The organism is Sorangium sp. So ce204 (assembly GCF_051526795.1).
GTDB classification, from domain to species: Bacteria; Myxococcota_A; Polyangia; order Polyangiales; family Polyangiaceae; genus Sorangium; species Sorangium cellulosum_B.
Genome location: NZ_CP150317.1, coordinates 375,624 through 399,832 on the forward strand (window position 1 = coordinate 375,624; position 24,209 = coordinate 399,832).

The 24,209-nt window shown below is 71.4% G+C and carries 17 protein-coding genes, 1 pseudogene and 1 CRISPR repeat array (1 of these 19 only partly in view); of the genes and pseudogenes, 2 read left to right on the forward strand and 16 right to left on the reverse strand.

All coding sequences use genetic code 11. The features are described 5' to 3' along the window. Window positions 1–22: 22 nt before the first annotated feature. The 3 genes from WMF22_RS01420 to WMF22_RS01430 all read right to left on the reverse strand — a co-directional run bounded on the left by WMF22_RS01420 (window position 23) and on the right by WMF22_RS01430 (window position 1,541). On the reverse strand, window positions 23–409 hold the full coding sequence (locus WMF22_RS01420) for a RidA family protein (protein ID WP_012232891.1): 387 nt from the start codon (window positions 407–409) through the stop codon (window positions 23–25). 95 nt (window positions 410–504) lie between these two features. Continuing rightward, on the reverse strand, window positions 505–1,221 hold the full coding sequence (gene recR / locus WMF22_RS01425; protein ID WP_438034601.1) for a recombination mediator RecR: 717 nt from the start codon (window positions 1,219–1,221) through the stop codon (window positions 505–507). Then, a complete protein-coding gene (locus WMF22_RS01430; protein WP_437301517.1) occupies window positions 1,218–1,541 on the reverse strand; it encodes a YbaB/EbfC family nucleoid-associated protein in 324 nt (107 codons plus the stop codon). Before WMF22_RS01430 ends, recR begins: the two co-directional genes overlap by 4 nt. Before the next feature lie 400 nt (window positions 1,542–1,941). Between WMF22_RS01430 and dnaX the strand changes: the two genes are divergently transcribed. Further along, window positions 1,942–4,293, forward strand: a complete 2,352-nt coding sequence (gene dnaX / locus WMF22_RS01435; RefSeq protein ID WP_438034602.1) for a DNA polymerase III subunit gamma/tau — start codon at window positions 1,942–1,944, stop codon at window positions 4,291–4,293. Between the two features lie 69 nt (window positions 4,294–4,362). Here dnaX and WMF22_RS01440 read toward each other — a convergent pair whose 3' ends face one another. The 9 genes from WMF22_RS01440 to cas7g are packed head-to-tail and all read right to left on the reverse strand — an operon-like array spanning window position 4,363 to window position 15,364. After that, window positions 4,363–4,971 carry a Uma2 family endonuclease gene (locus WMF22_RS01440; RefSeq protein WP_437297330.1) on the reverse strand — a complete coding sequence of 203 codons (609 nt, stop codon included), beginning with the start codon at window positions 4,969–4,971 and terminating at the stop codon, window positions 4,363–4,365. Further along, window positions 4,965–5,582, reverse strand: coding sequence for an AAA family ATPase (locus WMF22_RS01445; protein WP_438034603.1), 618 nt, complete (start codon window positions 5,580–5,582; stop codon window positions 4,965–4,967). Before WMF22_RS01445 ends, WMF22_RS01440 begins: the two co-directional genes overlap by 7 nt. An 11-nt stretch (window positions 5,583–5,593) precedes the next feature. After that, window positions 5,594–6,586 carry a class I SAM-dependent methyltransferase gene (locus tag WMF22_RS01450; RefSeq protein ID WP_438034604.1) on the reverse strand — a complete coding sequence of 331 codons (993 nt, stop codon included), beginning with the start codon at window positions 6,584–6,586 and terminating at the stop codon, window positions 5,594–5,596. Next, on the reverse strand, window positions 6,583–7,659 hold the full coding sequence (locus WMF22_RS01455) for a radical SAM protein (RefSeq protein ID WP_438034605.1): 1,077 nt from the start codon (window positions 7,657–7,659) through the stop codon (window positions 6,583–6,585). The genes WMF22_RS01450 and WMF22_RS01455 overlap by 4 nt, the downstream gene beginning before the upstream one ends. Continuing rightward, window positions 7,656–8,402 carry a radical SAM protein gene (locus WMF22_RS01460; RefSeq protein WP_438034606.1) on the reverse strand — a complete coding sequence of 249 codons (747 nt, stop codon included), beginning with the start codon at window positions 8,400–8,402 and terminating at the stop codon, window positions 7,656–7,658. The genes WMF22_RS01455 and WMF22_RS01460 overlap by 4 nt, the downstream gene beginning before the upstream one ends. Before the next feature lie 60 nt (window positions 8,403–8,462). Continuing rightward, complete coding sequence (locus WMF22_RS01465) at window positions 8,463–9,401, reverse strand: type I-G CRISPR-associated protein, Cas3-extension family (protein WP_438034607.1); 939 nt, start codon at window positions 9,399–9,401, stop codon at window positions 8,463–8,465. Next, the gene (gene cas3g / locus WMF22_RS01470) at window positions 9,398–12,403 is read right to left on the reverse strand and encodes a type I-G CRISPR-associated helicase/endonuclease Cas3g (protein ID WP_438034608.1); all 3,006 of its coding nucleotides are present in this window, start codon (window positions 12,401–12,403) and stop codon (window positions 9,398–9,400) included. The genes WMF22_RS01465 and cas3g overlap by 4 nt, the downstream gene beginning before the upstream one ends. Continuing rightward, complete coding sequence (gene csb2, locus WMF22_RS01475; RefSeq protein ID WP_438034609.1) at window positions 12,396–14,087, reverse strand: type I-G CRISPR-associated protein Csb2; 1,692 nt, start codon at window positions 14,085–14,087, stop codon at window positions 12,396–12,398. The genes cas3g and csb2 overlap by 8 nt, the downstream gene beginning before the upstream one ends. Next, window positions 14,087–15,364 carry a type I-G CRISPR-associated RAMP protein Csb1/Cas7g gene (gene cas7g, locus WMF22_RS01480; RefSeq protein WP_438034610.1) on the reverse strand — a complete coding sequence of 426 codons (1,278 nt, stop codon included), beginning with the start codon at window positions 15,362–15,364 and terminating at the stop codon, window positions 14,087–14,089. Before cas7g ends, csb2 begins: the two co-directional genes overlap by 1 nt. 714 nt (window positions 15,365–16,078) lie before the next feature. Here cas7g and cas1 point away from each other — a divergent pair. Further along, window positions 16,079–16,633 (forward strand): annotated as a pseudogene (gene cas1, locus WMF22_RS01485) (CRISPR-associated endonuclease Cas1); the annotation flags it as partial. A 285-nt stretch (window positions 16,634–16,918) separates the two neighbouring features. Here the strand turns inward: cas1 and WMF22_RS01490 are convergent. The 4 genes from WMF22_RS01490 to WMF22_RS01505 form a co-directional block, all read right to left on the reverse strand. Further along, window positions 16,919–17,845 (reverse strand): hypothetical protein, encoded by a 927-nt coding sequence (locus WMF22_RS01490; RefSeq protein ID WP_438034611.1) that lies wholly within the window; start codon window positions 17,843–17,845, stop codon window positions 16,919–16,921. 1,361 nt (window positions 17,846–19,206) lie between these two features. Continuing rightward, window positions 19,207–20,022, reverse strand: coding sequence for an ExeA family protein (locus tag WMF22_RS01495; RefSeq protein ID WP_012238190.1), 816 nt, complete (start codon window positions 20,020–20,022; stop codon window positions 19,207–19,209). Beyond that, window positions 20,019–21,374, reverse strand: a complete 1,356-nt coding sequence (locus tag WMF22_RS01500) for a DDE-type integrase/transposase/recombinase (protein ID WP_438034612.1) — start codon at window positions 21,372–21,374, stop codon at window positions 20,019–20,021. The genes WMF22_RS01495 and WMF22_RS01500 overlap by 4 nt, the downstream gene beginning before the upstream one ends. A 119-nt stretch (window positions 21,375–21,493) precedes the next feature. Further along, window positions 21,494–21,892 carry a hypothetical protein gene (locus WMF22_RS01505; RefSeq protein WP_438034613.1) on the reverse strand — a complete coding sequence of 133 codons (399 nt, stop codon included), beginning with the start codon at window positions 21,890–21,892 and terminating at the stop codon, window positions 21,494–21,496. A gap of 1,173 nt (window positions 21,893–23,065) precedes the next feature. Beyond that, a CRISPR array of direct repeats spans window positions 23,066–24,209; the repeat unit is 36 nt; unit sequence CTCTCCGCCGCTGAAAGGCGGCGGCCCCATTGAAGC; it runs 6,633 nt beyond the window's last position.

A 24,209-nucleotide genomic window follows, 5' to 3' on the forward strand; every position in this document is an offset into this window, starting at 1 on the left:
GACCGCGGCCGCGGCTCCCCGATTATCGCGAAAGATGGGCAACAGCTTCGATCTCGACGGCGGCGCCCTTGGGCAGCGCCGCCACCTGCACCGTCGCCCGTGCGGGCAGCACGCCGCCGACGGCTGCTCCGTACACCTGGTTGACGATGGTGAAATCCGCGAGGTCCGTCAGGTAGATCGTGGTCTTCACCACGTCGCTCCAGCTCGCGCCGGCCGCGGACAGCACCTCGGTCAGGTTCTTGATCACCCGGGCCGTCTGCTCCTCGATCCCCCCGGCGACGAGCTCGCCCGTCGCTGGATCGATCGGGATCTGGCCGCTGCAGAACACGAGATCTCCGGCCTTGACGGCCTGCGAGTAGGGGCCGATGGCGCGCGGGGCCCGATCGGATGTGATGGCGATTCTGGACATGTCGACCTCTGAACTCGTGAGCGCTTCGGCGTGAAGAACGCCCGCCCGCCCCGGCCCTCGTTTTCGTTGGCTGGGGCCGATTCTCGCGTTTCCTGCTAGCCGAAGCTCTTCCGGCCTTCGATGGCTCGCCCCAGCGTCACCTGGTCGGCGAACTCCAGATCTCCCCCGTGCGGCACGCCGCTGGCGATCCGCGTGACCTGGATCCCCATCGCGCCGAGCTCCCGCGCGAGCAGGAGCGCGGTCGCCTCTCCGTCGACGGAGGGCGGGGTGGCGACCAGCACCTCCCTCACCGGCTGCTCGGGATCGCGCACGCGCGCCCGGAGCGCCTCGAGTGGCAGCTCCTCGGCGCCGACCCCCTCGAGCGGCGAGAGGAGCCGGCCGAGCACGAAGTACCGCCCGCGCATCGCCCCGCTCCGCTCGATCGCCAGGAGGTCCTGGACGCGCGCGACGACGCACAGGAGCGCGCCGTCGCGCCGCGTATCCAGGCAGATGGCGCAGAGCGCCCGGCCGCCGTCGTCGAGCTCGGCGATGTGGCCGCACCGGATGCACGGCCTGATGTGATCGCAGAGCTCGACGAGCTCGCCCCCCAGGTCGCGCGCGGTGTCCTCGCCGGCGGTCACGAGGTAGAGGGCGAAGCGCTGCGCCGTCTTCTCGCCGACGCCCGGCAGGCGGGCGAGCAGCTGGGCGACCCGCGACAGCCGGCCGGGCAGGCCGCCCGGCGCGCTCCGGAAGCCGGCCGCGGGCGCGCCCCGGTCGCCGTTCGGGACCTTCGAGGAGCCGGGGAGCGACGACGGGGAACGCAACGCCGTCAAGTGTGCATGCCGGGGAGCTTGACGCCGCCGGTCACCTTGGTGATCTCGGTCTCGACGAGCTTGTCGGCCGCCTCGAGCGCCGAGTTCGATGCGGCCACGATGGCGTCGAGCGCCATCTCCAGGCCCTCGCTCGCGAGGAAGGCGGGGTCGACCTCGATCCGGCGCACCTTGCCCTCGCAGGAGACAACGACGGTGACCTTGTCGCCGGCGGCGGTCGCGCTCACCTCGCGGTCCTTCAGCTCGCCCTTCACCTGGTCGATCTTGCGCTGCATGCGCGCCGCCTGGCGAACCAGCTCGTTCATTCCGCCGCGAAATTGCATATTCAGATCGGCGTCTATGCCGTGAACCGCGCCGCGCCGCAACCGTGAAGGGGAGGGGGACGGGGGAGGGGACGAGGACGAGGACGAGGTGGGGCGCGGGACGCGCGGCCGTTCGACGCAGCGAGCGGCACCACGGGCATCGCCCTCCGGGGCCGCCCGCCGCGAGCGGGCTCCTCCGTCTCTTCGCGGGGCTCGTTGGCGCGCTCTCCAGGGGCTCCCTGGCGCGTGCGGCGGCGCGGTTCCGGTCGATTCTGGCCGATTCCGGCCGCTTCCGCCCCTGGCGCGGGGCGGGGTGCATTTTGTGCGGCAATTCTGGCAAACTCTCCGGAATGCAGGGCGACTTCCGTACCGGCCACAGCCGCGGCGACGCGCCCGCGAGAAGGTGCTAGTCGAGCAGCGTATGAGCTACGTCGTCCTCGCGCGGAAATGGCGCCCGCAGTCCTTCGAGGATCTCGTCGGACAGGAGCACGTCTCCACGACGCTCGCCAACGCCATCGCGCGGGATCGCGTCGCCCACGCGTTCCTCTTCACGGGCGTCCGCGGGGTCGGCAAGACGACGAGCGCCCGCATCCTCGCGAAGGCGCTGAACTGCGTGCACGGGCCGACGGCGACGCCCTGCCAGACGTGCGCGCCGTGCGCCGAGATCACGGTCGGCGCGGACGTCGACGTCCAGGAGATCGACGGCGCGAGCTACAACGGCGTCGACGAGGTGCGCAAGCTCCAGGAGAGCCTGCCGTACCGGCCGGCGCGCGACCGGTTCAAGATCTTCATCGTGGACGAGGTCCACATGCTCTCGAACGCGGCGTGGAACGCGTTCTTGAAGACGCTCGAGGAGCCGCCGCCGCACGTGAAGTTCATCTTCGCGACGACGGAGGTGCACAAGGTCCCGGTCACCATCCTGAGCCGGTGCCAGCGCTACGACTTCAAGCTCATCGGGGCGCAGGCGATCGCGGCGCGGCTCCGCTGGGTGCTCGATCAGGAGAAGATCCCCGCCGACGACCCGGCGCTCAGCGCGCTCGCGCGGGAGGCGGCGGGGAGCATGCGCGACGCGATGAGCCTGCTCGACCAGGTGATCGCGTGGGTGGGGACGAGCGGCGATCGCATCACGGCCGAGGGGGTGGCGAAGGTGCTCGGCGTCGCCGATCGCGTGGTGCTGCACCGGCTGGCGGGGGCGCTCGTGGACGGCGACCCTGCGGCGTGTGTGCGCATCGTCGGCGAGCTCGCGCAGGAGGGGTACGATCTGCCCCACGTGGCCCGCGATTTCCTCGCGCACCTGCGCGATCTCGTGGTGGCCAAGGTCTGCGAGGATCCGGCGCCGCTCCTGGATCTCGCGGACGAGGAGGTCGCCGACACGCGCGCGCTCGCGGCGCGGGCGGACGCGGACGATCTCACGCGGCTGCACCAGGGCTTCTCGCGCGCGTTCGACGACATCGCCCGGAGCGGCCAGCCGCGCGCCTCGTTCGAGATGGCGCTCGTCCGGCTCGCCCGGAGGCCGCCGCTCCTGCCGATCGACGAGCTGCTGCGCCGCCTCGGCGATCTCGAGCGGCGCCTGAACGGCGGAGGCGGCGGGGGTGGCGGAGGCGGCGGCGGCGCGCCGGAGCGCGGGCCGCAGCGGCCCGGCGCGCCGTCCGGCGGAGCGGCTGCGCCCCGGCGCGGGGCGGCATCGGCCGAGGCTGCGCCCGAGGACGCGCACGCCTCCGGCGCGGCGGCTGCCGGCGCGGCGAGAGCGAACGACGCGGCGGCGTTCCCTGGCGCGCCGGCGGCGAGCGGCGTGGCGAGAGCGAACGGCGCGGCCGCCGCCGGCGCACCGGCGAACGGCGTCGCCTTCGCGAGCGGCGCGGCGGGCGCGGGCGGGGCTGGGAGACCGACTGGCGCGGCTGCGAACGGCGCGGCGGTGAACGGCGCGGCGGCCGTCTATGGCGCGCCGGGCGGGAGCGGGGTGGCGAGAGCGCACGGCGGCATGGCGGCGACCGGCGGTGTCGCGGCGAGCGGCGCGTCGGCTGCCAACGTCGTCCCCTTCGTGAACGGCGCGCCGGGCGTGCACGGCGCCGCGACCAGCTTCGCGAGCGGCGGCGCCGCGCCGGCCTTCGCGAAGGCGCCGCCGTACGCGAGCGGCGCGGTCGCGCCCGCGTACCGCGCCGACAGCGCTCCGCCACCGTCGCCGCGCGGCGCGCTGTACTCCGTTCCGCAGAGCGCGCCGCAGTTCGTGGCGCCCGGCTCGGCGCCGAGGTCGAGCGCGCCGCCCTCGGCGCAGGGCCCGGCGCCGGCGTCGAGCGCGCCGCCCTCGGCGCAGAGCCCGGCGCCGGCGTCGAGCGCGCCGCCGCCGCCTGCGATGAGCGCCGAGGACCTCGCCACCTGGCGCGCGGTGATCGCCGCGGTCAGGGTGCAGCGGCCAGCGCTCGCCTCCGTCCTCGAGCACGCGGCGGTGCTGGAGCTCACGCCGACCCGCGTCGCGCTCGGCTACGAGGCGAACTCGTTCCTGTCCGGCCAGGCCACCGAGCCGGCGTCCCGCGACCTGCTCGCCCGCGTCCTCGGCGCCCACTTCGGCGCCCCCGCCGAGCTTGTCTTCGAGACGATCTCCCGCGGCAGCGCCGGCCCGTCGCTCGCCCAGGTCGAGACCGCCGAGCGCAAGGCCCGCATCGAGGCCGCCAAGCGCGCCGTGGCCGACCACCCGCTCGTCACGGCCGCGATCGAGCTGCTCGGCGCGGAGCTCAAGGACGTGCGGCTCACCCAGGAGTTCGCGGAGGGGTGAGGGCCCCGCGCCGCCGCGCCATGCACCCTGGCGCGCCGGGCATGGCCGTGGGCTGACGGCGGGGCGGCCTCAGCCTCCGCTTCGCAGCCAGCTGCGGAACGCCTTGACCGCCTCGTGTTGATCCGGCCAGCGCACGAAGCGCGCGAGCGCGGCGAGATCCAGATCCGGAATGAGCTCGCTGGCCGCGATCGGCTCGTACTGCTCGCCTCGCAACGCATGGATGTGGAACGCGTCGCGCTCCCAGAACCAGACCTCGCGGACGCCGAGCCCGCTGTACACAGGCAGTTTGTCGAGCCCGCCGCTCGTCAACACCACCTCGATCGCGATATCTGGGAATTCCTTCAGCGTGCCGCCGACGCAATAACACTCGTCGGGCTCGAGGCCGCGTGACTTGGCCTCGCGCCGGAACGTTGTCGAGCCGTAGCCGTAGAGAGGCACGTCCCGCTCCAGCGCGAAGAGCTCGATGAGGCGGGCGATGGTCGTCTTCGCCACTTCGTGTTCGGTTGACGGGCTCATCAGCTCCAGCGTTCCCTCGCAGAAGGTCATCCGCAGGCCAGGGGTGTCGAGCTCGTCCCGCAGCCTCACGTAGGTCTGCCAGGGGACGCCGTGGATCACGAACCGCTGCTCCCCCGCAGGAGCGGTCGAGGACGGAAGCGGCATGTGCGCGGCGGCTACCATGGGCTCGCGCGCAGGATAGCACGCTCGATGAGCCGCGCGCGGCTCGCCAGGAGCTCGGCTCGCTCCTCCACCGTGCCGGGGCCGACGTCGATCACCTCGAAGCCCGCAGCGCGGTAGAGCGCGCCGAGCCGCTGGTTGATCCGCTCCGCCTCGGCCGCGCGCGCCTCTCTGCTCTTGCCCCAGCGCGGCTCCTGGAGCTCCGGCATCACGGCGAACAGGAACACCAGCGCATAACGCTCGAACGCGGGCTCACCTTCCGGCCAGGGGTACTCCGCCTCTCCGCTCGTGCGCAGGTAGTACTCGACGGGATCGAGGTACCCGCGCTCCAGCCAGTCTCCTTCCCGCGCGGCCGCCTCGATCGTCTTCTGGGCCTCCAGCACGAGCGCGGCGAACTCCCGCTTTCGGCACATCGGACAGAGGTGCTCCGGCGCGTCGATCGGGTGAAACGGCGCGTCCGGCGCGTGGCCGTGGGTGCGCGCGCCGAGCTCGTCGAGCACGCGCCGGTGCGCCTCGCCGTGCACGCGGTAGCCCCGCGTGGACGCGAGGTGACGGAGCGTCGTTGTCTTGCCGCACGAATAGGCCCCTGTCGCCACGAAGAGCGGTTTGTTCATCACCAGCCCACCTACCGCCGCGCCCACCACACCGAGCCTGCGCCGCGCTCGATCGCCCGCCCGGCGCGGGACATGAAGTGAGCGACGGCCTCCAGGACGCCCGGGTGATCCTCGTTGTGGTCATGGCCGGCCAGGACGGCGCCCGGCTTGAGCCTGGGCCACCACGCCTCGAGATCGGCGAGCACGGCCGCGCGGTCGTGCGATCCGTCGAGGAACACGAGATCCAGGCTGGCGTCGGCGAAGCGCGCCGCCGCGTCCGTGGACGCCATCCGGAGCACGTCTGGCCGGATCCCGAGCGCCGCCATGTTCGCCCTGAACGCGCCGGGCACGTCCTCCGCGGCGAGCATGGCGCGGTACCTGTCGGCGTACTTGTCGCTCGATCCTGCCCAGGTGTCGACGCAATGGAGCGCGACTCCATGCTTCGCGGCGAGGCGCCCGACGTATGCCGTGGAGAGCCCCTTCCACGAGCCCACCTCGACCATCGCGCCGCCCCGGAGGGGGCGCACGAGCGCCCGGTAGGCGAGGCCGTCCTCCTCGGAGAACCAGCCCTGGATCGGGGCGATCCGGGTCACAGGGAACAGCGCGAGCAGCGCCGCTCGCTTCTGCGCCGGATCGCGGTACTCGTACTGCCTGTCGCACAGCTTGGCGAAGCAGCACGCGTCGTGCGCGACGAACAGAGGCCGCTCGATCACGGCGAATTTCTTGAGCGACGTGGACCGCTCGGGCTCCCGCTCCCCTCTCCGGATCTCGCCTTCGGTCGTCGCGAAGATCACGTCTTCGTGCCGGATCGGCCGCCCTTGATCCGGGCCGTCGGTCCAGGCCCTCTCTCCCGGGTATCCTGCGCGGTCGGTGCCGTGCTCGAGGAGGCGAGCCAGCTTGTCCGCCTCGCTCGCGCGGAACAGGAGAGGGGGAGGGGCGCCGCGCTCTTCGAGCTCGTCCAGGACCTCCTCGAGGAAGAGAAGGTTCCGGCCGATGTAAGGAAGGGGAGCGATGAGCGGTGTCATGACGTGGTCAGCGAGGCGCGCATCGAAGGGGGAGGGCCGAGGACGCCGTCCCAGGGTTGCCAGGTCGAGGCGAGCCTCGCATTGGGGTGGAAGATGAGCTCGTGGACGATGCCCGGGCCCGAGCGCTTCGTCTCCTCGAGCTGGGCGAGGTCGGCCTCCTCGAAGACGACATCCATGTCCTCGAAGCGGAACACCTCGACATAGTAGTAATAACCCACGATCTGCCGCTCGAACGAGAACCGCGCGTCGGCGCTCAGCGCGTCGAGGAGCGGCTCGAGGCGGACGCGGGCGCGATCGCTGTATTTGACGACGTGGTTCTCGACCACGGCGGCCGGGTCGGTCTTCATCAGCTGCCGGAAGATCACGTTGTCCACGCCGAGCGACCGGGCGAAGCGCAGGTAATCGACGATGGGCTCGACCGCGTCGATCTGCCCGTCGAGGAGCACGCAGGAGAGGCGCACCCGGGTGCCGCCCGCCGTCGCCGCCGCCACGACGCTGCGCAGCTCGTCGGCGCGGAGGCCGTCCTTCATCACCATCAGCCGTGCGTTCCTTTCGTGATCGGGGTGGGCGCGGCTGATGTTGAGGTGCTGGATGCCGGTGTCGACGATCCAGTCGATCACCCGCTTTCCTTCGCGCTGCTGGAGCAGCCCCGAGCCGTTCGTGGTGAGCGTCCGCTTGCGGCCCCGGTGGGCCTGTCCGAGCGCGAGGATACGGGGCAATCGCGGATCGTGGCTCGGCTCCCCGCCGGTCACCGAGATCGTCGGATCGAGCGGCCGGAGCGCTTCCAGGGACGCCGCCATGGCGTCGAAATAGCGCCCGTCGTCGTCCTCGACGGTCTTCTGCACCGACAGGCTGCGCCCGCGCGACGCGGGCCTGAGCTCCTCGACGCAGAAGTGGCATTTCGCGTTGCAGGCCTGACGGCTGTAGATGGAGAAGTTCGCGTTGCGATAGACCTCGATCGGCTGGCCCCACAGGTCGAAGCGCACGGTGTCGCCGGCGGTGCTGTTGCCCTTGAGATCGAAGGCGCGGCTCTTCAGGCGGCGCCATTCCTCGCGGAAGGGGCGGGCGCTCACGGCAGCCTCCTCATCGCGTCGGAGCGCGCCACGAGGTCGGGGCCGAAGGCGCTGCCGTCCGGGTTGAGCATCGTGAAGTGGGTCCCGACGAGGAAAGGCTCGTCCCAGTCGTCGCGCTTCTGCGCGAAGCCATAGCGCTGGAGGTGGAACACGTTGGCGAGCTCGAGGAGCCCCGCGTCGCGCACCGCCTCGACGACCCATGCGTCGCCGTCGGGCTCAGTCTTGCGCAGCCGGACGTTCAGGACGAGCTGGCGATCGCCGCCGAGCGCCGAGAGCCGCTCGCGCAGGGCGCGCGCGAGGGCGAGCAGGCCGCCGTCGTGCTCGAGGAGGTGGTGGTTCACCGAGAGCTTGATCGTGGCGGGCTCGCCGAGCTGCTGGAGCCAGGCGTCGAGGCCGGCCGGATCGCGCGGGATCTCGACGCCGTTGGTCACGACGACGACGCGCGCGCAGCGGGGCTCGGCGCGGGCGAGGCGGACCATCTCGTCGAAGTGCGGGTGGATCGTGGGCTCGCCGCCCTCGAGCTGCACCTCGAAGGGGCCCTCGGCCGGGAAGCTCGCGCGGTAGCGGTCGAGGGCGAGGAAGGTCTGCCCCCGGGGCGACGAGCAGGTGCAGCACCACGGGCAGGAGCGGTTGCAGTGGTTCGAGGTGGCCACGTAGAGCCGGTGCGGCCGCTCCGCCGTGGGGCGGTCGAGCGGCAGCGTGCCCGTGAGCGTGGCGTTCTGGGGGCGCGTCGCGGTCGGCATGGAGCCTCCTGCGAGCAGGATACGGCGGGGTGGGGAGGGGATGAAGGAGAGATCCTCGGATCAGTCCCCCCGCGCCGGACGTGCCATGCGTGCCGGCGCGAAGCTCCCGTAGCCGCCCTGATCGCTCCGGCGGATCGCGGACTCGAACACGATGGCGATGCCGCGGGCGCGCAGGACGTGCGGATCGACCTCGAAGACCTCCGGCGACGTCAGGACGGAGCCGATGACCGAGCGCGGGAGCGGAACGGTCCAGATCGGCCATCGAAAGGCGCCCGTCTTCCACTCGCCGTTGCAGCAGGTCGTCACGATGCGGTCGCCGACGGGGACCACGCGGATGAACGGCAGACCCCGGAAAGCGAGCCAGTCCGCACCCGGCACGCCGAGCTTCTTGTCTGACGCTGGGGCGCTCGCGCGAAGCGCGTAGTCGCGCGTCGAGGTGTTATCCCATTGAAGCACTGGGAGCGGCCGCTCGTAGCGCCACGGCCCGAACAGCGCCTCTTCAAGATCATCAATGTGTACGCCCTGGATGAGCGCGCTCACCATGGCCAGGAACGCTTGGTTCCCGGCACTGAAGTGGAGCGCAGTCGGCTTCGTGTTGCCGTTGTTGTCCACCGCCACGTCCGTCGCGAATGCAGCAGCGAAGGCGAGGCTCCGCCGCAGATCGTCGCTCACCAGACGGTTGAGGTAATGCGCGAAGTAGCCCGGAGGGGGCTTGAGATCGTGCGCCTCGGCCCCGTCGCCGTCCTTGCGATAACGCAGCCGCTCGATCGCGGGCTCCCCTCGGAAGCTCTCCAGGTCCTGTACCAGCACATCGAGCAACGCGCCGCGATCCGGACCGCCCACGATCGCCGGCTGGTATGTGCCGCCGGCGCGCCAGACGAGCCTTGGCTCCGGTGTTCCGTCCTTCGTCCGGTCGGCGAGCGCGTTGAGCACCCCGAGCGCGGCCAGGAATGACAGCGGGTTCTTGCCATCAAGCCCTGTCAGCAAGAGCTCTGTCATTTCTCGCCCCTCGCCCCGACCTCGCCGCGCTGCTCTTCCTCGCTCCGCCGGTGATCCGCGAGGCGCAGGATCGCTTCGAGCCACGCCAGGCCGAACCAGCCGTAGCGCTGCACGAGCCGCCAGAACCGCTCGGCGATGCCCGAATCGAGCCGCGCCAGGCCGTGATCACTCGAGACGCGCACGGGCGCGCCCTCCACGTCCAGGGTGAGCTCGACGGGCTCGTCATCGGCGACGACCGGCGCGAACGGCCGACACCAGCCGTGGTGCGAGGCCGTGAGGTGCAGGACCAGGTCGCGATCGACATCACCATCGAACAGCCGTGCGCAGCCTTGAAGGAGCGCAACGGACGCGAGCTCGTGACGGGCTCCCGTCGGATAGCCGGACCGCTTGAATGCGTGGGCCCGCGCGGCGCGATCCGCGGCGACGAGCGCGCTCTTGGCGAGCGGCTCGGGCGCCACCGCCGCCCGGAGCTCGCTGCCCCCGTGGAGCATCCGCTGGAATCGCGGATCGACCTTCCCGGCGTCGTGCCAGCGTGCTGCCAGCTCGACGGCGCGCGCGACATCGGGCGGGAGCCCGCACTGCTCGGCGAACCGCCTGGCCCAGGAAGCGACGCCTCCCAGGTGCTCGCGAAGCGTCACCTCGACGCCCGTGTACGATGCGCCGTCGTCCTCCGTCGTCACGTCGCCCGCCCCCTCGTCACGCGCGCGGAAGCGACCGACGAGCGCGAAATAGCCCGCCTCGACCTGCGGTTCTCCGTCCTCACCCGCCAGCTCCAGGCCGTCGAGCCGCACGAGGGCGGGGCGCCTCTTGCCCTTCACGGCGAGCGCCTTGAGCACCTGACCGAGCCATGGTGCTGCGGTCGTCGCCGCGCTCATCTCCGAGAGCCACGCATCCATGGCCGCCCGGTCCTCGGCGTCCGACCTCTCGTCCACGACCGGGACGGGAGCCTCCGGCCACGCAGGATCCGTGACGCCGGTGTGCCGGCGCATGACCTCCGGGTGCAGCCGAAGCGTCGGGCGTCCTGTTTGTTGCCATCGGGCGCGATCGCCCAGGTCCGAGACCGGCACCTGGGACGATGGATCCCAGGTGCCTCCGGCGAGGCCTCCATAGGCGCTCGGGACGACGAGCGTGCCGCCTGCGCGGAGCTCGCTGGGCTCGACCACCCGGCTCTCGTCGCCCTTCCAGAGGAGTGCGAGCCGCCCGCTCCGCGGTTTTGCGTGGTGCTCCTCCCTCAGCGCGCGCCCTTCGACATCGGCGAGGTCGGGCGCCGCGCCGCCCTGGAGCCACGCGCGAACCGCATAAATCGGTACCGAAATCGCCTCGATCCCGACCGGCGCACACGCCTCCACACGCTTCAACAGAGCCTCGCGCGCCGTTTCGTCTCCTGCCGCCTGCGCGAGCAGGGCTTCCGTCACATCGGCGCGCCAGACGACCTGCACCTCGGGCGCCTGCTCCTGCTCGATCCCGTGGAGCCAGAGAGCGACATCGGGATCGATCGCCGGGCTCGGCCTCGTCTGCACCCACGCGTCGAGGTGCGCGGGGAGCATCACCGGCGCCCGCCCTTTCTGCGTGTGCATCTCGGTGAGCCTCTCGCCCTTGGGCAGCGCGGTATCCAGCGACTGGATGCCGAAATCGCGCGCCGACTCCCCGAGCCACTTCCATGTCTCGGTGAGCGCCTTGCCATAGATCGGGTCGACGTGATCCTTGGCGAGCGCGTCCGAGCGCATGAGGACCACGCCAAGCGCGTCCTCGATGATGCCAATCCGGTTCACGCGGCCGAAGCGCTGCCGGAGCGCGTCGAGCGAGGCGCACTCTGTCACGATCGCATCGAGATCGAAGTCGGCGCCCGCCTCGATGCACTGCGTTGCGACGATGACCACCGGGCGCGCGGTCGTGTCGCGTACTCGGCCCGAGCGGACGAGCGGGCCAATCGTGGCATCGAGGTCGTCCCGATCGAGCGGACGCATGCGGCCCGTGACGAGGAAGATATCAGCGCTGTCGCCGACCCGCTTTCGAATGGCCGCGGCCGCCTCGCGCGCTGTGGCGACGCGGTTGACGATGACACCGACGGCGCGCCCTGGCGTGACGAAGCGCAGCGCGTGGTCGGCGCATGCCTCGGCGATCGCCGCTCGCCTCGCGTCCTCCCCGCCGCTCACCTTCACTTCGCCGAGCGTGACCGGCTTCTTCGCCCGGAGCCGCCTCGCGAGCCGCTCGTCGCGGTGATCGTCATCGTTCAGCCCGAAGACGCGGTGGCCGTTTGATGCCGCCGACGTGCTGCCCGGCGTGGCCGACATCTCCACGACCTGCCACCGGTCAGGCAGCTGGTGACTCGCCCACGTGCGGTACCGGCGCAGCGCGACCAGCGTATCGCGGAACGGTTGCGACAGGTGCACCTCGTCGAGCAGCAAGAGCGCGTCGTTGCCGAGCAGCCCCGCGTGGATCGGGCGCATGGCGTCGCTCACGCCGTAGCCGCGGAAGAGCAGCCGCGAGCCGACCTGATCCACGGTCGAGACGGCCACGAGCGGCTGATCGGGCCTTCGCGCCCACGCGTCGTCGCGTGGCATGCCGCCGCGGAGCTGCGCCAGCGCGAGCGGCGCCTCGTTCTCACGGAGGCCGGCGAGCCCGCGGAGCCGGTCGGCCACCGTGCGAAGGATGCCGTCCCGTGCAGAGGTCAGGGCTCCGGCGATCTTCGTTGCGCGCTCGAACGCCTGGTCGACGACAGTCCGCCGATCCACGACCATCACGATGCGCCGGGGGGCCTTGCGCTGCGCTGGCGGCAACGCGGCATCGAGCGCGAGGTGGAAGAGCGCGACGTCGATCGCCGCCGTCTTGCCCGTGCCCGTGGGCAGATCGAGCAGCGCCGGCCAGCCCCCATCGCGCGCGACCTCGGCGAGCAGCCTCTCCTGCCACGGAAACGGTGTCACGCGGTCACCCAGATCCGGCGTCGCGCTGTGGATCGCCTCGAAATAAGCGGCGAAGTCGTCGGGCGAGAGCTCAGCCATTTTCCCTTCGCGGCCGGAAGAGGCCGAGGCCGAAGTAACGCCCAGCGCCGAGCAGGATCGGCCCCCGCACCGGCGCGTCGAACGAGAGGGTCGCGTGCACAAGCACCCGCTGCAGGGGAGGTGTGCCCGCCTGGAACGGCGGAAAATGCCGGACCTTTTCGGCGCCGGCGAGGGGCGCCGCCGGCGCGACCGTCACGCGCGCCGGGCGCGGGAGGCCGATCCGCTCGCACGCCATGGCGACGGTCGCCTCGGCCTCCGCGTAGGCAGCGGCCTCCTTCTGCGGATCGCGCGCGCCGAGATCGCCCGGGTTGCGGTCGAGCGCGACCGGCGTGGCGCTGGCCCACGATGTGGCCTCGGCGCACCACGTCGCTGGCCGCAGCGTCGATTGGAACGCCTGCTCTTCCAGCCGCTCGAGGATGAGCTCACCCGCCCTCCCAAGGTGGACGGGGAGCCGCGGCGGCTCCTCGTCGCCATCGCGTCTTTGCTGTTCCCAGGCATCCAGCGCGCGGTAGACGGCGAGCCGCTCGTCGCGCGTCGCGTCCCGCGGCAGGATCAGCGCGACGCCCAGGATCGCGCCGTCGGCGTGCTCGCTGCCGACGAACGGCAACGGGACGTAGGCGAGGTGGGGGCGCTCGCTCGGTCCGCCCGAGGCGTGGTGCCCCGAGAGGATCTCGGGCGCGCCTGGGCCGTGCGCTGCCATCATGGCCTTGCGCACCGTCCGGGCGACGTCGAGGCCACGAACCGACGGGAGGCGCAGGCCGGCGACCCGGCGCAGGACGATCCACTCGTCGCTGAAGCGTGGCGCCGGCGCGCTCGCCTCACCGGCGGCGCGAGGCCTGACGTAGCGCTGGAACGACGCAGGCAGGACCCGTCCGGGTGTGTCGGCCTGGAGCTCGAAGGCCGTGCAGAGGGCCGTGAGCTGGCCCGGGCCCACGACGCGGAGCACCGCCTCGTCCCCGGCACGCCCCCGGCCGGCGTCGTCCGGGATCCAGGTTGGTTCGGGGCGATCGTCGCGCACGCGGACGCTGACGAGCGATGAGGAGTGTCCGAGCCGCGTCACACGGGCGGCGAGCGCGTCGAGCGTCGTGCGCAGCTCGGGCGAGGGCGCCGCGCTCGGCCACGCGAAGACGATATGCGGCGCTGCTGACCCCATCTCGGCCGGCGCGCTCGACGGGAAGGTGCGCGGCTGGCGCGTCCTTCGCTCGGGCAGGATCGACGCCGCCTTGGCCGGTCCGTCCTTCCCCTCCTTGCCGGTCGGGACGGGGGCGATCGCCTTGCGCACGGCCTCGTTGAAGCGCGCTTCGGCCTTGGCGAGCGCCTTCTCGGCCGCGGCGAGCGGCTTGCCTCCCTTCGGCCGCGCGGCGTCGAGCGCTGCGCGCGCCTCGCGCACGGCGAGCGCCTCGTCGTCGAGCGAGCCGACCACGCTCGTGTCGTTCACGGGCACGAACACCGTCACGACCTCCCGCGCCGCGGCCTCGGGCGCGGTGATCTCGGGCGGGCCTTGCTGCTCCAGCCACTCCAGCGCGGCGCGCTCTTCGTCGGGCCGGTCGAGCGCCTCGAAGTACGCCGCGACGAGGGCCGAGAACAGTCGTGCCGGGTGAGGTGGCCACTCGGCACGACCGCGGTCGTCGACGGCGGTCGCGACGTAGCGGCCGGTCAGCAGGGCGACCTCGATCGCGAGCATCAGCCCTCGTCCTCGGCCTCGCCGCTCGCCGCCAGCTCGCGGCTCTTCCGGATGAGGCCGGCGAGCTTCGGCGCCGGCGTGAGCGTGACGGGCTTCGGATCCCAGCCGAGGCCGAGCCGCCGCGCGTTCTGCTCGGCGCCCTTGAGCAGGGCAGCGGCCTCGCTCCGGGAGAGCGAGAAGCGCTCCGGCTCGCCGCCGTCCCGGCCCACGAGCTCGAAGACGAGGGGCTCTCTCGCGACGAGGGTCGAGCGTGAGCGGAGGTCGTAACCCTGGTCGCGCTGGTAGACGACGGCGGCGAGGGCCAGCGCGGCGAGGGCGGTGCGCGCCGCAGCCTCGGCTGTGTCGCGCTGCTCGGCAGGGAGGCGCTCGCCCGAGCAGGTGGTCTGGAAGCGCAGGCGGCGGAGGGCGCCGAGCGAGAGCACGGTGGTCTGCACGGCGTGGCTCATCGTGACGCCGCCCGCGGCTGCATCGATGCTCGGCGGGATGTTGCCGTGATTGATGGCGGACGGAGAGCCCTTCTTGCCGTCGCCGCCGCCGCTGCGGGAAAACTCGACGGGCTTGCCCTTGGCTAGCTCGGCCTCCTTCGGATCGACCGTCCAGTCCTGACTGGGGTCCTTGTGCTTGAACACCGGTCCGGCCTTCGTCTGGATGCCGGCGGGGTCGAGGCGACTCGCCGTCTTGACGCCGGGCGCGACGTCGATCCCGACGATCTCGGAGACCAGGCAGCGCTGGAACTTCGCGCCGAGTCCGCCCTTCGGGCCGGTGCTGTCCCACACGCCGAAGATCAGGGCTGTCGGGCAGTGCTTGTACATGGCCGTCGCGTGGGTCGGGCGCGCGTCGGTCACCTCTTTGCCGACGGTCGTATGGCGGAACGGGGTGCCTCCCAGCACGCTGTCGCGGAGGAGCGCGTCGGCGATGCGGTGCGGGGCCTGGAGCGCCGTGATCTGCTCGAGGTCCGCGAGGCCCTCCTCGTTCGAGAAGTCGACCTGCACGATCGGGAAGGGGAGCTCCCCGCGCCGGAATCCATCGAGCAGCGCCTCCTCCAAGCGGTTTGCCTGGGAAGCGACCGAGTCGAGGAGCACTGTACTCACCTCGCGCCCGTCGATGCGCCGCTGCTCCGTCGCGTACTTCGTGGTCGCGTTGCGCTCCTTCACGTAGGTCGGCGGAAAGACCTTGTCTCCGGGGCCGCCCGCAGGATCGAGGCGCGTGATCGTGCGGATGGCGGCGGCGCCGCCGGCGACGGCGTTCGCGAGGGTGTCGAGATCGAGAGAGCGCATCGGTCCTCCGTGGGCGGAACGTGCTGGATGTCGGCGAAAAACGCGAAAAGCTCCAGGCGGGCGCACGGCGGGGCGAGCTCGTGCGGCATGGCGCCGGCGTCGCGCGGCTGGAGCGGAGGTGTCTACCATCGCAGAGGGGACGGCGAATGGGAAGCAGGTGGTACCTTACTCCGCAATTTTGCGTACCCCGCGCGAGCTTACCTGACGGAGCGACGAGCCCAGCCGGGCTCGGCTTGGGTAGCCGAAACGATGGTTGTCCTGGGCCGCTGTGGCGGGAGTCGAGCTGGGGGCGACAGGGGCGTGGTGGCACGGGAGGCGTGGCGCGGCCTACCGATGAGCGCCAGGCTCCTACGGCCAGCGGAGCTCGCGGTGCGCCTCTGTCGGAAGGCGTCGTGCGGGTGGACGCCGTCGCTCCTGGCGTGCATTGCGACGAGCGATTCAGGATTCTCGGATGAGCTGGGATGGGTTGATGAATTCGTATGCTTGACTCTGTCTGACGCGAAGGCGTCCTCCGATATCCAGAGGGGGTGCCATTCTACCGCCGCCCGTCGGACAGCCCGAAGTGGATCGGCTGCTCGCTCGTGGGGATCTGCTTGCCCGACGAGACCTACCTCTTGCGGCGTCTCGCCGGGGAGGATCTCGACGCGGCGGTGGAGACGCAGGCGATGGCGGCGCTGCTGGAGCGGGGGATGCCGCCCTGCTTCGTGACGTACGAAGGCCGCCGGGGCGCCGTCGTTGCCGTCGCTGCTCGGGATCGAGGGGACGGCGGCCCGGGTGTATTTCGGGGCGTTCGCCGGCATGTTGAAGGGCGCGGGCGAGGCGAGGGGCGAGTTCGACCTGGAGGGGAGGAACCGGCGGCCGCCGCGCGATCCGGTGAACGCGCTCTTGTCGCTGGCCTACGCGCTGCTCGCGAAGGATCTCGCGACGACGCTGGGCACGGTCGGGCTGGATCCGCTGCTCGGCTTCTATCACCAGCCGCGCTTCGGTCGGCCGGCGCTGGCGCTGGATCTGATGGAGGAGTTCCGGCCGATCGTGGCGGACTCGGTGGTCGTGGCGGCGATCAACAACGGGGTCGTGGCGCCGGACGATTTCCAGCGCTTCGGCGGCGCGGTGGCGCTGAGGCCCGCGGGGCGCAAGAAGTTCCTCCAGGCCTACGAGCGGCGGATGGACCAGCTGGTGACGCACCCGGTGTTCGGATACCGGATCAGCTACCGCAGGGTGCTTGAGGTGCAGGCGCGGCTGCTCGCGCGGGTGCTGCTCGGCGAGGTGGAGGCCATCGACATCGGTCCGGCGAACGGGCGCGGGCTGAGCGCCATCGCGTCGCTCGGGAGGGCGTACGTCCCGTCGGAGCGGGTGGCCGTGGTGGTGTGAGGCGCCGCGCTGGCGGGGGAGGGGGACGGTCGAGCCTGCGGCGTCTGGCCTGCGGCGCTCGCAGGCGGTGACCCGACGGGTGCGGGAAATGCGGGCTGATCCGTCGGCCGGGAGTGCCGCCATGCTGGCGGGAGGATCGTCGAGGTGAAGGTCCTGAGGAGGGGAGCCGGGGGCGAGCTGTCTTCAACGAGCCGCCGGGTCCGCGAGCCATGCGGCGAGGGCATCCGCGGCGAGCTCCAGCCGGACATCGTCGAGGCGGGAGAGGCCGAGGCGGTCGAAGCGTTCGGCCAGCACGGGGCGTTCGGCCTCGGACAGCGTCCGCCCGAGCTTCTTCTCGAACTGCGTAGCCAGCGCCTGGATCTGCCCCTCCTTGAGCCCTTCCTTGAGCCCCTCCTGGAGCGCCTCCCTTCGCGCCTCGTCGCGGATCGATTGCTGGAGCTGCTCGAACCATTGCTGAACTTCCGTCACGATCTCCTCCTCTTCCGCATCTTCTGCCGTGCGTGCCGCGGGCTCGGCCGGGGTCTCGAAATGCAAGCGTACCAGCCAGGGCAGGGCGATGCTCCTCTCCCAGGCGTCCTTGGGCAGGGCGGCGACCTCCCGGATGGCGTCGCGGAGCACGGCGCGGGCGCCGAGCAGGCGCAGCAGCAGCGTGCCGCGGGTGCGCGGCAGCTCGGCGATGGCGACGATGTCGACCCGCCATCCCGGCGCGGCCCGGTAGAGGCCGGGGCACCCCGGCACCGGGGCGAAGCCGAACGCGTCGAGCACGGTGGCGGGCCGGCCGCTGCTGAGGACGCGCAGCCGCGGGAAGGGGACGGCGCCGCCCTCGCGGCGCTCGAGCTCGTGGTGCCAGTGGAGCTGCTTGCGAACGCAGCCGCGCAGCTCGGCGGGGCCGGGGGTGTCGTGGAAGAGCTCGAACTGGCAGGCCTCTGCCGCGAGCTCGCCGAGCAGGCCGAGCTCGGCGCGCAACGCGGCGCGGGCGGGATCGGGCACGTACCAGATATCCATCGTCTGGGAAGCCGCGATGACCTCGACCTGGGTCTCGGTGGGGCCGACGACATCGAGGGTGTCGCGCAGGACGTTCTTGCCGAAGGCGTCGAATCTGCTGCGCATTGGTGCGGGGCGAGGATGGGATTCGTCGGACGTGTCAGCAAGCCAATTTTCGCGTGGGGCATGCTGATTTTGTGAAGCGAGGGAGAGATGCGTCGCGTATTGGGGGGGAGCAGGAGCAGCGGGTTTACGTGTGCTGCGTCGATGTCGTGTTCCAATCGCGTTGCGCGCGCGGCGCTGCGCGTCTGGCGCTGGGCATCACGTGCCCCGCGTCCGGGCACGCGCGAATCGATGGATGGAGGGGGGAAGGGCGCGCGACAGCGGAGAGGCCGCGTGCGCGGTGGGTCAGCGCCGCGCCGTTCAGCGCGCCTTGCGCTCTTGCGCTTTGCCTTCGCGACGGGGGCGCCGGTGAGGAACGCGCCGGCCTCGGCCTGCGACTCGGCGACGTCGCTGTCGCTGTCGTCGTCGTCGGTCTCCTCGTCGTCGGCGTCGCCGGGGGCGGCGGCCCTGGAGGAGCTGGCGCGGCGGAAGCCGAGCTCGCGGAGGAGCTTTCGGTCCTCGCCTGACACGCCGCTGCTGCCGGCGGCGCTTCGTGCCGTGGCAGAGCGAGAGCGGCGTTGCGTCGATGGCTCCTGCTGGCGCCCCACGTCGAGAGGGTCGACGACCGCGCGAGGTCCCGTCGAACGGCCCTGCCGCGAAGCTTGAAGCCGTCTCGGCACCCCCGGCCGGGGCGGTCGGCACGCTGTGAACCCGTCCGGGTGATCCGGCACGTCCAGGCGGGAGATGGTTGGACCCATCTCCCGCCTGGACGTGCCTCCAGGAAAAGACGAGTGGAACCGTCTCCGCGGTGGACGTGCCTCCAGAAAAAGACGAGTGGAACCGTCTCCGCGGTGGACGTGCCTCCAGAAAAAGACGAGTGGGATCCATCTCTCGCCTGGACGTGCCTCCAGGAAAGACGAGTGGGATCCATCTCCCGGTGGACGTGCCTCCACAAAAGATGGGGGGCACCCATCTCCGCGGTGCGGGTACGAGCGCGCTCGCCCGGGGGGACTGGGACGGTCTGGGAACGCGGGTGAGCTCGGTCGCGCAGGCCGCCTCGGGGAGACGGATGACCTGTCCGCCGCAGCGACCGACGGCTGGCGCCACGGTTACCGCGGTCCTGGCGCCAGAACACGCCGGCCCGCAGGACGCACGCGCCGCGCGGGCGTCGGCGGGTGTTGACGCTCAGGCTGGCTGATGGTCCGCCGAGCAGGCCGCTGGATGACCATCGCGGGCGTGAGCGGTTGCGGTCAAGGAGAGCGATGGCCATCGCGCGGACGCGCACCGCAGGGCGGCTCGCAATGGCCATCATCGTTCGTGGCCGTCGGCGCCGGCGAGGTGTCCCTTCGCCAGCGTCGAGGGGGCGCCCGTCGTGTCGGTCAGCGTCAGCTGCCGTCCGTCCCCAGGTCGCCGACGATGCGCGCCATCACGTCACGCTCGACGAGTTTCTTCTTCCGTCGCGCTGCCTCGCGCAGCGCGGCAGTAGCCATGCGGTCGATCTCGCGCAGGCTCGAGCCAGCCGCCTCGTGGAGCAGCGTCAGAGCGTCCGCAGTGAAGACGTCGCGATCGGCGCCGGCACGGCTCATCCGGAGCCGCACGTACTCTCCGGTATCGTCAGGGACCATCGCACCAATGGACAGACGCCGCTCGATGCGGGAATATAGCGAGCGGTTTTTGCGCAGCTCCAGCCGGTCTTGGAGGTCAGAGAGCCCTACCAGGATCAGCGACAACAGGGCGCGGCTGTCCCATTCGTAGTTCAACAAGATGTGGAGATGATCGAGCGTGTCTTGGTGGAGCAGGTGCGCTTCGTCCAGCAGGAAAACCGGGTGGATGCGCTCGCGGCCGAGGGTCTCGATGTGCGCGCTGACAGCGTAGAAGACGGCCGCCGCGGTCGCAGCGGGGTTGAGGCCGAGCGCATGGCAGAGCTGGCGATAGAAGTCGCGGCGGCCCAGCGTGGCGTTGTGGCAGTAGGTCAGCCGGAAACCTGCCTGCGGCAGGCGATGACGCACTGCCCGCAGCACGCACGTCTTGCCGGCACCGGGCTCGCCGACCAGCAGCACTTGAGCGTGCTCGTGCACGGCCTCGCACACCTCCTCGACGAGCTGCTCCTTGGAGGGCGGCAGCCACAGGTCGCCGTCCTGGATCTCCTTGGAGAAGGGGGCGGCGGAGAGGGTGAAGAAGCGGACGTAGGACTCGCTCACGGCTCACCTCCGCGCTCGCTCGTGTCGGCGCCAGAGCCCATCGAGCGGCCGAGCGTCCGCGCGGGATTGAAGTCCACGGGGCGTGTCGGTTTGTCCGCCGCAGGCCTGCCGCACGGCAGCCGCTTGCGCCGCGCGTTGCGCAGCGGGTCGACCGGATGCAGCACCAAGCGCTTGCCCTCGTGCTCGACCCAAGGCGGCTCGTCGGGCGCGACGAAGCACCGGGCGACGGAGACGAGCTGACCAGCGAGGTAGCCCTGATCGAGCTGCCAGGCGACGCCGTCGACAGAGACGATGTTGTCGCCCGAGACGCGGCGTCGGGTACGCTCGGTGAGCGCAACGCGCAGCGCCTTTTCGTCGACGACGCCGGCTGCGACGGGGCGAGCCGCATAGATCTTCGCCGGGGTCTTGCCGAGCAGGCCCGCGTGCGGCGTCGGGTGGTAACGCCTGTCGAGGAAGGCGCGGAGGGTCGTGTTGATGTCGACGAGCGACGCCACGGCACCAAGGTAGTTGAGGCACCCTTCGCGCAGCGTGCGCCAGAAACGCTCCATCTTGCCACGCGCCTCTGGGTCGTACGGCTTTGCGTGCAGGAGCGTGATGCCGAGCCGCGCGCAGGCGGTTTTGAGCACATCGCCGCGGTAGGTGGAGCCGTTGTCGAGATAGAGCGCGTCGGGCTTGCCGTGGCGCCGCAGGGCGTCGACGGTCACGGCGAGCATGTCGATCTCCTTCTCGGTTGTGTGCGCCTCGAGCGCCACGACGTAACGAGAGGCATCGTCGAGCAGCCCGTGGATGCGGAGCGGCATCGCTTTGCCGCCGACGGTGCAGCCGGTCACGTGGCAGACATCGCCGTGCCAGAGCGCGCCGGGCCGCTCGGCTTGCCAGCGCAGCCGCGTCTTCGACTCGCCCTCGGCGCGCGCGGCGCGACGGCGGAGGCCGTGCGCGGCGTACAGTCGCCGTACGGTGGGCTCGGAGACCTTACCCACTTCGAGTCGCCCCTCGTCGACGAGCGTCTTGAGGATGAGCGGCACCGAGGCGTCGGGATGCTCGCGCCGGATGTCGAGCAGCAACGTGCGCAGCTCTTCCGACAGCTCCTGCGCGAAGCCGCGATCGCTGCGTGGCTGCGGGCGCAGACCGTCGAGGCCAGCGGAGCGATACGCATACAGCCAGCGCTCGAGCGTGGGCACCGAGTAGGTGCGCGTGCTGTGCGCACCCGGCGGTCGAAACCGCTGCTCGCTGAGCGTGCGCAGCTCGGCGGCGAGCTGGCCGTGGGTGAGCACGCGGTGCATGAGAGGGCCGATGACCGTGGCGCGATAAAGCGCGACGGTCTCGGCGTGGTCGGCGGGGCCGAGGGCCATTCGGACAGGTCCTTTCTGCGCCTTGCTGGCGCGCGGTCCTTGTCCGGGATCGACGGCGTTTTCGGCAGGGATCCTCTCAGGTGGGCTGTACGAAAGGGTCTCCTTGGGGGCAAAGACCATCACGCCGCTCGCGCGGCGCCGAAGAAGGCTCGCTGCTCGAGCGGCAGCGCCCGGGTCGTCGGATCCGCGCTTGCCGCGAGCGATGCCGCGACGGCGGCCGCGCTCCTTCGGAGCGAGGCGGACGGGCCTGGGTCGGGGGCATCCGCAAACAGACGTCGCTGCGCGGCGTCGCGCGCCCACCGGCGCAGCATGGCCCAGCCGGCGACGGCGCAGTTGCCGAGGATCTTCGCCGGGCCCACGCGTCGACGGACCTCGGCCGCCGTCGCGAGCGCCAGGCCCCAGAGCGCGAGGGCGAAGCCGATCGCGGCGGCGCTGTACACACGAAGGCCGAGCACTCCGCGAGGAACGACGAGCAGCACAGCGCCGCAATCGAGGCAGCGGTAGCGGCGGGCGGTCACCGAGAGCACCTCGGGGGGTTGGTCCGGGCTGGTGGGGCCCCAGACCTGCCGCTCACGCCTGCCGTGGCCTTGGAGCCGAATGGCGCCGCCCAGCGGGCAGCTCGCAGCGCCGCAGACGGGGCAGCGCGCAGGCCGAGCTTCGACGACCGAGGGCGGCTGCTGCTGCCAGCGCTTGATGTCGATGGCGCTCTGGATAACACTGCGGCCGCTTCGATTCCTGGGCACAAGAACCGGAGCACGACGAGGAGGCTGTCCGCCAAGATCAGGTCTCCTCGTCGCCTATTTTGTGGCCGGCACCACGCCGCTGCTCCGCTCCAGCGGCCGGCCTACCCCGTCGTGAGGCAGGCGTGGGAGCGACGAGGTGTGGTAATTTTCGAGCGGTGGACGGAAGGGGGGCGCCCGCATGGGAAGGGTTTCTCGGAGCCGACGCAACCGTGCTCAGAGGGGGCTGCGATGAGAATTTTGAGGGGATGAACGTAATGCGTCTACCGCGGCGCTCCCGAGTCGTCCTCCCGGGTTGCGTACGCGGAGCGAGCACCCTCCTTGATGGCCAGCCTCTTTGGTCGGAACCCCTCACCATCAAGCACCATGCTCGGTGCGATGTACTGCGGCATCAATGAGAGCGCGCGGCAATAGCGGGGCGGTGGGGGAGTGGGGGTTCCCCCGGTATCGTGACAGCTGCAGGAGAAAGGAGAAGGAAGGAGCGCCGGTCCCGTGCGCGTGCGCGGTTTCGTGAGGAACGGATCCGGCGGGGGGAATCACGGTGAGCGACAGCGGCGGATGGTGGGGAAGATGGCGGCGGTGGGTCGAGCGCGGTCGGGGCACCGTCGAGGGCCCGAGCCATCGGAGCTCCGCGTCGCGACGCGCACCGACGGTGGGTGAGCGGACGAGGCCGGGCTGGAGAGACACCGCTACGCGCGACGACGGAAGGGCTGAGCACGGCGAGGCGGGGGTGTGGTAGAAGGGAGGCGACGGGCCCGCTGCGAGCGGTGGAGTGACGCGAAAATCCCGGGAGGCGCTCGCAACGCCGGTAGGTGTTTGAAATGATGATGGTTTTCGAGAGGGAGAGGTGCCTCCGGAGGGCCCCCGGGCAGCCGGTGAAGGGGGGCGAACGGGAACCTCTCGCAAACCGGCTTGCAAGTACGCGAAATGTTAGGTAAGCCTGGGAGGCCTCTCTCCGCCGCTGAAAGGCGGCGGCCCCATTGAAGCCAGACCACGTAACGCGCGAGCGTCGGCCCCTTCGCAGCTCTCCGCCGCTGAAAGGCGGCGGCCCCATTGAAGCGCGACGACCGGCAGGCGATCTACGGCTGGCGCGGCGCTCTCCGCCGCTGAAAGGCGGCGGCCCCATTGAAGCGCGACGACCGGCAGGCGATCTACGGCTGGCGCGGCGCTCTCCGCCGCTGAAAGGCGGCGGCCCCATTGAAGCTCGGGCGTCGCGGCGTCGGGCTCGATGGTCACGCGCACCTCTCCGCCGCTGAAAGGCGGCGGCCCCATTGAAGCGCGACGTGCGCGCGCATCCCGCCGCGCCACATGGCCTCTCCGCCGCTGAAAGGCGGCGGCCCCATTGAAGCCCTTCGAAGCGTCTGTCGACAACGGCTTGCACGAAGCGACCTCTCCGCCGCTGAAAGGCGGCGGCCCCATTGAAGCAGCGTCCTCCCAGCGCTCGGCCACCCGCCGCACCACTCTCCGCCGCTGAAAGGCGGCGGCCCCATTGAAGCGCCGCTTCCTTCGCGCGGTGGCGCGGGGCGAAGGTGCCTCTCCGCCGCTGAAAGGCGGCGGCCCCATTGAAGCATGAACTGGGCCCTGGTCTGGAGTAGGCTGAGATTGCCTGCTCTCCGCCGCTGAAAGGCGGCGGCCCCATTGAAGCATCTCGGCGGCCATCGCGCGAACGCTGCGCACGACCTCTCCGCCGCTGAAAGGCGGCGGCCCCATTGAAGCTCACTACGTTCGAAGCTCCGCGCGGCGAAGCCGGGCTCTCCGCCGCTGAAAGGCGGCGGCCCCATTGAAGCACAACTGAGGTCCCGCCATGGCCGTCGCATACGACCTCTCCGCCGCTGAAAGGCGGCGGCCCCATTGAAGCTGCACGTTCGCGCCGCGTCGCGCCGCTTCCTTGGCTCTCTCCGCCGCTGAAAGGCGGCGGCCCCATTGAAGCAGCCATGAGCACCTCCCTCGCACGTCCGTCCAGCGAGCTCTCCGCCGCTGAAAGGCGGCGGCCCCATTGAAGCGTGTCGTTGTCCACGTGCTCCTCCATGCAGCGCCAGCTCTCCGCCGCTGAAAGGCGGCGGCCCCATTGAAGCATGGTCCCAGTCTACCACCG